Consider the following 800-nt stretch of genomic DNA (forward strand, 5'->3'; position numbering starts at 1 on the left):
CCTTCATAAGCGATTTACGTCCTTAATTATGCCTCAGCGTCGTATCAATTCTTCTCGGCTTGTTGGAACATCGCGTATTCTGTTGAGCGCTCGAAAAGACGCGTGTACAGAACCGTCATAATGCGAATCGTCCGGAGTCGTTCGATGGGTGGAAGGCGGCACAGCCTCGACGAAGTACTAGCCAAGCTGGCTCGGGCTGATGCTCTGGAGGCCCAGGGCGCCACGCGTCGAGACGTCGCGCGCAGCTTGGGCGTCAGCATTATGACGTATCACCGGTGGTTGAAGATGCGGGACGAGCGCGGGCCCTCGACGGAGATCGAGCCGCCGGGCAAGCTCGCGGTGAGCCCCCCGTCGGACGGGTCCGAACGCAGCGAAGAGGCGAGCCGCACACGCAATCATCGCGATGTCGAGGACGAGAACGAGCGGTTGAGACGGCTCGTCGTCGATATGCTGCTCGAAAAGGTCAGGCTCGAGGACGAGCTTCAGGGCCTCCGGGAGTCGCGGTTCCGTCGCGTCCGCTGACGGCGGGATCCGGAGCAGGGGCGCGCGGCTCGGTCCAAGTCCGCTGACGAAGTGTTCTTGGGCAACCAGACACTCACCGGCTCGTTTCGCACCGATATCATGCCACCACACGACGGCTCGTTCCGGCTGTCATCGCTCGTCCCCGACACGCGACATCCAACGTCGTCGTCGTTGCAGCCGGTGCGGCAGGCGAACGCACGTCCAGTGTGCCGATCGCCGCGCGTTCTCGACGAATTTCGCCGTCTCTCGAAACGTCACCGGCGGAGGCTTACGGGATG

1 protein-coding gene is annotated in these 800 nt (G+C 62.8%); it reads left to right on the plus strand.

What is annotated here, in order from left to right; all coding sequences use genetic code 11:
• Positions 1-102: 102 nt before the first annotated feature.
• Positions 103-522 carry a hypothetical protein gene (locus ABTU92_RS30520; RefSeq protein WP_408095270.1) on the plus strand — a complete coding sequence of 140 codons (420 nt, stop codon included), beginning with the start codon at positions 103-105 and terminating at the stop codon, positions 520-522.
• Positions 523-800 lie beyond the last annotated feature (278 nt).

It is taken from the genome of Rhodoplanes sp. SY1 (assembly GCF_046000175.1).
Taxonomy (GTDB): domain Bacteria; phylum Pseudomonadota; class Alphaproteobacteria; order Rhizobiales; family Xanthobacteraceae; genus Rhodoplanes.